Source organism: Ruminococcus sp. CAG:330, assembly GCF_000437175.1.
Classification (GTDB): domain Bacteria; phylum Bacillota; class Clostridia; order Oscillospirales; family Ruminococcaceae; genus Ruminococcus_C.
In genome coordinates this window covers 42,643-50,838 of sequence record NZ_FR898023.1, presented here as the reverse complement: position 1 = coordinate 50,838, position 8,196 = coordinate 42,643, and the positions used below count along the sequence as shown (strand labels likewise).

Here is an 8,196-nt window from a genome sequence, read left to right as displayed (position 1 = left end):
CACATGCAGACCTCTTTCGCCGCCACACTGCCGCTGGGCTTCACCAGCACAGCAGAGGTCATGGAGCTGAGTCTGTCTGAACCGGTGCCGCCGGAAGAGGTGCTGTCCCGCTTGAATGCGGCGCTCCCGCCGGACATCCGCATTCTGGAGGCGGGCGCTCCGCAGCACACCTTTCGGGAACTCGCTTATGCTACATATACAGTAGAGCTGCCCTGCGGAGAACCGGAAGCGCTGGCAAAGCAGTTTGACGCATTTCTGGCGCAGCCGGAAATTCTGGTGCAGAAGCGCAGCAAAAAGGGCATGCGTGAGGTGGATTTGAAGCCCATGATAGAACAGGCTGAGGCAGTTCCGGAGTCGCAGCAGCTGGTGCTGCACCTGTGCCTGCCCTCCGGAAGCAGCAGTAGCCTGAATCCCATGCTTTTGCTGCATGCGCTGGAGGATTTTGTACAGATTCCCCTCCGGACACCGAGAATTTGCCGCACTGCACTGCTCACCGCAGAAAAAACAAAATTTTTTTGAAAAAACACTTGCATTTTTTTCGGAAGTGTGGTATGATATAAAAGCATTTGAAAATCCGCGCCCTTTGGCGTGAGGTTAATGCCGGAGGGGGAACGGAAAACGTCCGAACCGCTCCATATGACATTAAATCGGATCATCCGCTGACGTGTGCCGCTGGCTGCGCAACTTTGACGCACCGGAAAAATGATGCGGCAGTTCGTTTTCCCGCCCTGCAATGCTGAAACAGCGCACGGAAAACCCGTTTATGAAGGTTCGAAAATTTTTAGGAGGAACATAGAATGGATGCATTGAAGACAATCAGCGACGCTAGCATGAAGCAGGAAGTACCGCAGTTTGCAGTAGGTGATACTGTAAAGGTATACGTAAAGATCAAGGAAGGCGACAAGAGCCGTATCCAGCTGTTCGAGGGCACTGTAATCGCCAAGAAGCACGGCGGCATCAGCGAGACCTTTACCGTTCGTCGTGTTGCACACGGTTGCGGTATCGAGCGTGTATTCCCGCTGCACTCTCCGGTTGTTGACCGTGTAGAGGTTGTCCGCAAGGGTAAGGTTCGCAGAGCAAAGCTGTACTACCTGCGTGACAGAGTTGGTAAGGCTGCAAAGGTCAAGGAGCAGATTCGCTAAGAAAAAGGCGATTCGTGGGATTGAACACGCTGCGCCTCGTGAATTTCGAAATTGCACAAGGCAAAGACAGACGGTGGAAGTTGTTTTTGCTCCATCACGCCTGTCTGGCGGCAGTAAAAAAGGGACAGTATTGTCCTTTTTTTATTATCTCGACTTTGTCGGGATGCATCGGAAGCCGGGGAAATCCCGGCGGAAAAGCAGTCTGCTGCGGAAAATGTACTGCGCAGGCTGCCTTCCAAGGAAATGGAGAGCGATATCATGGAACAGCAGCAATTCAACACTATGGGAACTGAACCGGAGGAGAAAATGCCGGAGATGCAGGATCCGAAAGCGAAGAAAAAGAACGAAACGCTGCGGGATATTGCCGATATGCTGGAAACCGTTCTGGTATCGGTATTTGTCGTCGTGATGCTGTTTGCCTATGTCATCCGACCGGTGACTGTGGACGGCAGTTCCATGGAGGCAACGCTGCACAACGGCGACCGTCTGCTGATGACCGATTTTTTCTACACACCGAAGCAGGGCGATATTGTGATCGTGAACAACGACTCCTCTTATACCTATGATTCGGAGGGCGATCTTCAGAAGGGTGCCGGTCTGTCCAAGGACAAGCGCCTCATCAAGCGTGTGATTGCTGTAGGCGGTCAGACCATCGGCATCGATTTCAACACCGGTGATGTAACGGTGGACGGCGAGGTTCTGGATGAACCTTATATCAACAACGCCACCATCATTGACGAGGGCGCATTCTCCTATCCGGTCACAGTGCCGGAGGGGTACTATTTCGTCATGGGCGACAATCGCCAGAACTCCACGGACAGCCGTTCCACATTTGTAGGATTCGTGCCGGATGATGCAGTTCTGGGAAAGGCAGTGTTCCGGATTTCGCTGAGCGATTTCGGCGGAATCTACGACAATTATCCGAAAAACTGAGTCGAAACAGACTCCGTGCAACATGGAGGGTGTATGGCGGAAGAGCTAATGCAGAACATCCAGTGGTTTCCCGGGCATATGACCAAGACACGGCGCATGATCGCTGCCAATTTGTCGCTGGTGGATGCCGTGGTGGAAATTCTGGATGCACGAATTCCCCGAAGCAGCCGCAATCCGGAAATGGATCGCATGGTGGGGACAAAGCCCCGTCTGCTGCTGCTGAATAAGGCGGACATGGCAGATCCGGCGGCAACATCCCGCTGGATTCAGGCGTACCGCAAGGAAAACCGTGTGACGCTGGCGGTGGACTGCCGAAGCGGAAAGGGAATCTCCGGATTTGCACCGGCAGTGCGCCAGCAGCTTCTGCGGGAACTGCTGGAAAAACGGCAGGCGCACGGCATGAGCGGCGCACCGATTCGGCTCATGGTGGTGGGAATCCCCAACGTGGGCAAGTCCTCGTTCATCAACCGTATGGCGCAGTCCAAACGTGCCAAGGTGGAGGATCGCCCCGGCGTGACCCGCACCAAACAGTGGGTGAAGATCGGCAACCAGATGGAACTGCTGGATATGCCCGGTGTGCTCTGGCCGAACTTCGAGGATCAGACTGTGGCGAGACGGCTGGCGTTTACCGGCGCCATCAACGATGATATCATGGATCTGGAGGCACTGGCAGGGCTGCTGCTGTGCTATCTGGCGAAAGCGTATCCGCAGGTGCTGGAACAGCGGTACAAGATGACCGGACTGGACGAGGTCGCAGAGGACGGCTACGCCATGCTGGAACTGCTGGGTAGAAAACGTGGCATGCTGATCTCCGGCGGAGAAGTCAATCTGGAACGTGCGGCAATTACGCTGCTGGACGAGTTTCGCAGCGGAAAGCTGGGACGCATCACGCTGGAACTTCCGGAGGAGGCATGACCGTGGCAGAGAAAACGTGCGTGAAACGAACAACACCGGAGCTTTATGCGTGGGACAGGGAACAAATGCCGTCCGGCGGTTTTCTGTGCGGTGTGGATGAAGCCGGCCGCGGGCCGCTCGCCGGTGATGTGTACGCAGCTGCCGCGATTCTGGATCCGGCAAAGCCGATGATCGAGGGACTCAACGATAGCAAGAAACTGAGTGAGAAAAAGCGGGAGGCGCTCTTTGATGTGGTGCGGGACTCCTGTCTGGCGTACTGCGTGGCAACCGCAACGGTGGCGGAGATCGAAACCTATAACATTTTGGGCGCAACCATGCTGGCAATGCAGCGTGCTGTGGCAGGACTGTCGCAGACACCGGCGCTGGTGCTCATTGATGGCAACCGTCTTCCCAAGCTGGAATTTCCGGCGCAGACAGTGGTCAAGGGTGATGCCGCTTCGGCAGCGATTGCAGCCGCATCGATTCTGGCAAAGGTCTCCCGTGACCGTGCCATGCGGGAACTGGATAAGCAGTATCCTGTGTATGGCTTTGCCAAGCATAAGGGCTACGGCACCAAGGCGCACTGTGCGGCAATTTTGCAGTACGGCGTCTGTCCGGCGCATCGCCCCAGCTTTTTGCGGAAACTCCGCCATGAAGACAACTGAGATCGGCCGTCGGGGAGAAACGGTAGTCTGCCAGTATCTGGAGGCCAATGGCTATGAGATCCTGCAGCGCAACTTTTGTATCCGTGGCGGGGAAGTCGACATCATCGCACAAAATGCGGAGTATCTGGCATTCGTAGAAGTAAAGACCCGCCGGCCCGGCAGCATGGTCTCGTAGAAGTAAAGCCCCGCCGGCCCGGCAGCATGGTCTCCGGATTTGAGGCGGTGACAAAAAAGAAGCAGGCTCGTTTGATCCAGACGGCTGCCATGTGGTGTGCGGAACATGCCAATCCACGTCAGCCACGCTTCGATGTTGCCTGTGTTCTGATGCAGGGAACGCAGGTGCAGCAGGTGGAATATCTGGAAAACGCTTTTGATACGACGGGCAGTGATTTTATATTTTAGGCAGAAATCTGCCGTAGAAAAGGGTGGTTACAGTGTTTTACAAGAGCACCAGAAACAGCAGCATTCGTGTAGAAAGCGCAGCTGCAATTGCAAAGGGAATTTCAGAAGAGGGCGGCCTGTTCGTTCCGGAGTCCATTCCGGCACTTTCCATGGATGAGCTGAAGTCGCTCGCCGGAAAAACGTATGCACAGCGTGCAGCTTATGTGTTCTCCAAGTATCTGACAGATTTTACAGAGGCAGAACTGGTTTACTGCACCGAGAGTGCGTATTCCACCAAGAATTTTGAAACAGAAAATATTGCAGAGATCGCACACCTGTTCGAGGGCACTTATATGCTGGAACTGTGGCACGGCCCGACCTGTGCTTTCAAGGATATGGCGCTCCAGATCCTGCCGTATTTCCTGACCACTGCCGTGAAGAAGCTGCATATGGACAAGAAGGTAGTCATTCTGGTTGCAACCTCCGGCGATACCGGTAAGGCTGCTCTGGAGGGCTTCAAGGATGTTCCGGGCACAGAGATCATGGTCTTCTATCCGGAAGAGGGCGTCAGTGATATGCAGAAGCGCCAGATGGTGACACAGGAAGGCAAGAATGTCACAGTTTGCGCCGTAAAGGGCAACTTTGACGATTGCCAGAGTGGTGTCAAGAAGATCTTTACCGATCACGAGGTACTCAACGCACTGGACAACGGCAATATGACCTTCTCCAGCGCAAACTCCATCAACTGGGGCCGTCTGGTACCGCAGATCGTCTACTACGTTTCCTCTTATGTCTCTCTGGCAGAGTCCGGCGAGATTGCCTATGGCGACAAGCTGAACGTGGTAGTTCCCACCGGTAACTTCGGCAACATTCTGGCTGCTTACTATGCAAAGCAGATGGGTGTGCCCATCGGCAAGCTGATTTGTGCCTCCAACATCAACAAGGTGCTTACAGACTTCATCCGCACCGGCGTTTACGACCGGAACCGTCAGTTCTATGCTACCACTTCGCCGTCCATGGACATCCTGATCTCCAGCAATCTGGAGCGTCTGCTGTACCTGCTGACCGGCGAGGACGATGCACAGGTTCGGGAGTGGTTCACGGCACTGGCTGAGAGCGGACGCTATGAGGTGACCGATGCGGTCAAGGCAAAGATGAGTGAGCTGTTCTACGGCGGCTTCTGCGACGATGCAGCCACCAAGGCAACCATCGCAGAGATCTACCAGAAGTACGGCTATACCTGCGATACCCATACCGCAGTTGCTGTCAAGGTCTACGAGGACTACCGCAAGGAGACTGGCGACACCACCAAAACTCTGATCGCTTCCACCGCAAGCCCGTTCAAGTTCAGCGCCAGCGTACTGGATGCACTGGGCAAGAAGCCGGCTGAGGCAACGGATGAATACGACATGGTGGAGATCCTCCACGAGGCGTCCGGTCTGGACATTCCGGCATCTCTGGCAGCACTAAAAACCAAGCCCCGCCGTTTTGAGGGCAGTATCGACAAGACTGAAATGCAGCAGTTTGTGCTGCAGGAACTGCACCTGTCCTGAATGGGGTGAACATGCGTTTATTTACCATTGGAGATCTGCACTTGTCATTTGGCGTTCCGGAGAAACCGATGGACATCTTTGGCGGCTGGAAGAACTATCAGCAGCTGTTGGAGGAGAATTGGCTGCGTTTGATCGCACCGGAGGATACTGTGGTTCTGGCCGGAGATTTTTCGTGGGGCATGAACCTGCAGCAGGCAGAGGCAGACTTTGCTTTCGTGCACAAGCTGCCCGGTAAAAAAATCCTGCTGAAGGGAAATCATGACTACTGGTGGACTTCGAAAAAGAAAATGGAAGACTTCTTCACCGCCCACGGCTTCGACTCTCTCCACATCCTTCACAACAACCACTATGCCTTTGAACAGTATGGCATCTGTGGCACTCGCGGATGGGTGAGCATGCAGGGTGAGGCAGCGGATGCCAAGATTCTGGCACGGGAGGTACAGCGTCTTGCGGTTTCCATTCAGTCGGCAGTAAAGGCTGGGCTGGAACCGATCGTTTTTCTGCACTATCCGCCGATCTACGGTTCGTCAATGAACTATGAGATATTAGAAGTACTGCACCAGTATCACATTCAAAAGTGCTACTACGGGCACGTACATGGAAAAGGACATCACTTTGCGTTTCAAGGACGCTATGAAGAGACGGAAATGCGCCTGATTTCTAGTGATTATTTACAATTTATCCCTGAATTGGTTCTTTGATTTGTGGGAAATGTAGAAGTGTAAATTTTCGCTGGTCAAAATTGCACAGATATGCTATAATAGAGCAGTGTGCATGAAAAAATCCTGTACAGCAATATCATTTTGACTGATATACAGAGAAGATATCATATTGGAGGACATCAGCTATGAATTTGAAATCGTCAACGAAAACAGATGTAAACATGACCGAACTGGTTGTGGAAATCGATGCAGAAAGCTTTGAAAAGGCTCTGGAAGCTGCTTACCAGCGTCAGAAGAAGAACATCTCCATGCCGGGTTTCCGGAAGGGCAAGGTGCCGCGGAAGCTGTGCGAGCGCACTTACGGTGAGAACGTATTCTATGAAGATGCCATCAACGCTGCTCTGAACTTTGAGCTGCCGGCAGTGATTATCGAAGCAGGTCTGGAAGTTGTCGATACCCCGAAGGTAGAAGTTACCTCTGCTGACCGTGAGAACGGCGTTTCCCTGAAGGTAGTCTGCGTTACCAAGCCGGAGATCAACATCACCGATTATAAGGGCATTGAGGCTCCCCGTGCTGAAAAAGAAGTTACCGATGAGGACGTTGACCAGCAGATTCAGATGCTGCGCCAGCGCAACGCACGCATGGTTTCTGTAGAAGATCGTGCTGCTGAGATGGGCGATGAAGTAAATCTGGACTTCGAGGGCTTCTTCGGTGACGAAGCTTTCGAGGGCGGTAAGGGCGAAAACTACCAGCTGAAGCTGGGCAGCGGCCAGTTCATTCCGGGCTTTGAGGAGCAGGTTGCCGGCCACAAGATCGGCGAGGACTTCGACGTTACCGTAAGCTTTCCGGAAGATTACCAGATGGAAGACTATGCAGGCAAGGAAGCTGTTTTCAAGTGCAAGATCAACAGCATTTCCAGAGAAGAGCTGCCGGAGCTGAACGACGACTTCGCAAAGGAAGCTTCTGCTGAGGTAGATACCGTGGACGAGCTGAAGGCTGAGATCCGCAAGAATCTGGAAAAGAGCGCAGCAGAGTCTGCAACCCGCTCCTTCGAGAACACTGTGATCGAAAAGCTCATTGATAAGGTTGAGGATCCGATCCCGCACTGCATGTTCGAGCAGCGTGCAAACAGCCTGATGAACCAGTTTGCAAACCAGCTGAAGCAGCAGGGCGTTTCCATGGAACTGTACCTCCAGTACACCGGCATGGATCAGGATTCCCTGAAGGCCACTTACCTGGATCGTGCAGAGGGCGAAGTAAAGCTGCGTCTGGCTCTGGAGAAGATCGCTGAGCTGGAAGGTCTGAAGGTAACCGACGAAGAGCTGGAAGAAGAAATCAAGAAGCTGGCAGATGAGAACAATCTGACTGTAGACGATGTAAAGCGCCGGATCTATACTGAAGATCTGCGTACCGATATGCTGGTAACCAAGGCTCTGGATATCGTCAAGGAAGCTGCAGTTGCAACCGAGGCTGAGGAAGAAGCACCGGCAGAAGCTGCTGCTGAGGAAGCTGCACCGGTAGAGGCTGAATAAGTTCTCCCCCGATTGACAGCATTTTTCAAAGAAAGAAACAGACGGGCGAACGGTTTAGTTCGCCCTCTGTGGTATCTGTAGGATTTTCGGATTTTGCAGAATTATGAGAGAGAAACCGCTTTTTTCAGAAAGGAAGAGGAACATGAGTAGTTTAGTACCTTACGTTGTGGAACAGACCAGCCGTGGCGAGCGTTCTTACGACATCTTTTCCCGTTTGCTCAATGACCGTATCATCATGCTGTCGGATCAGGTAAATGATGCTACCGCAAGTCTGGTTGTGGCGCAGCTGCTGTATCTGGAAGGACAGGACAATGAGAAGGACATCTCCCTGTACATTAACAGCCCTGGCGGTTCTATCACAGCCGGCATGGCAATTTATGATACCATGCAGTATATCAAGTGCGACGTTTCCACGATCTGCATTGGTATGGCAG

General features: G+C 53.1%; 11 protein-coding genes. All 11 read left to right on the top strand.

What is annotated here, in order from left to right; genetic code table 11:
* The coding region (locus QZL66_RS03505; protein WP_293601814.1) for a TIGR03936 family radical SAM-associated protein at positions 1–519 on the top strand (519 nt) is incomplete at its 5' end.
* A 278-nt stretch (positions 520–797) separates the two neighbouring features.
* On the top strand, positions 798–1,142 hold the full coding sequence (gene rplS, locus QZL66_RS03500; RefSeq protein ID WP_022410371.1) for a 50S ribosomal protein L19: 345 nt from the start codon (positions 798–800) through the stop codon (positions 1,140–1,142).
* Positions 1,143–1,400: 258 nt separating this feature from the next.
* Positions 1,401–2,075 (top strand): signal peptidase I, encoded by a 675-nt coding sequence (gene lepB / locus QZL66_RS03495; protein ID WP_022410370.1) that lies wholly within the window; start codon positions 1,401–1,403, stop codon positions 2,073–2,075.
* A 33-nt stretch (positions 2,076–2,108) separates the two neighbouring features.
* A complete protein-coding gene (gene ylqF / locus QZL66_RS03490) occupies positions 2,109–2,990 on the top strand; it encodes a ribosome biogenesis GTPase YlqF (RefSeq protein ID WP_022410369.1) in 882 nt (293 codons plus the stop codon).
* Positions 2,991–2,992: 2 nt separating this feature from the next.
* On the top strand, positions 2,993–3,634 hold the full coding sequence (gene rnhB / locus QZL66_RS03485) for a ribonuclease HII (RefSeq protein WP_226943638.1): 642 nt from the start codon (positions 2,993–2,995) through the stop codon (positions 3,632–3,634).
* Positions 3,621–3,809 (top strand): YraN family protein, encoded by a 189-nt coding sequence (locus QZL66_RS03480; RefSeq protein ID WP_022410367.1) that lies wholly within the window; start codon positions 3,621–3,623, stop codon positions 3,807–3,809. Before rnhB ends, QZL66_RS03480 begins: the two co-directional genes overlap by 14 nt.
* 47 nt (positions 3,810–3,856) lie before the next feature.
* On the top strand, positions 3,857–4,036 hold the full coding sequence (locus QZL66_RS03475) for a hypothetical protein (RefSeq protein WP_293601813.1): 180 nt from the start codon (positions 3,857–3,859) through the stop codon (positions 4,034–4,036).
* Between the two features lie 32 nt (positions 4,037–4,068).
* Positions 4,069–5,568 carry a threonine synthase gene (gene thrC, locus QZL66_RS03470; RefSeq protein WP_022410366.1) on the top strand — a complete coding sequence of 500 codons (1,500 nt, stop codon included), beginning with the start codon at positions 4,069–4,071 and terminating at the stop codon, positions 5,566–5,568.
* A gap of 11 nt (positions 5,569–5,579) precedes the next feature.
* Positions 5,580–6,269, top strand: a complete 690-nt coding sequence (locus tag QZL66_RS03465; protein ID WP_226943636.1) for a metallophosphoesterase — start codon at positions 5,580–5,582, stop codon at positions 6,267–6,269.
* A 146-nt stretch (positions 6,270–6,415) separates the two neighbouring features.
* On the top strand, positions 6,416–7,762 hold the full coding sequence (gene tig / locus QZL66_RS03460) for a trigger factor (protein WP_022410364.1): 1,347 nt from the start codon (positions 6,416–6,418) through the stop codon (positions 7,760–7,762).
* A 142-nt stretch (positions 7,763–7,904) separates the two neighbouring features.
* Positions 7,905–8,196, top strand: a 292-nt coding sequence (locus QZL66_RS03455; RefSeq protein ID WP_293601812.1) for an ATP-dependent Clp protease proteolytic subunit, incomplete at its 3' end; no start/stop codon positions are given.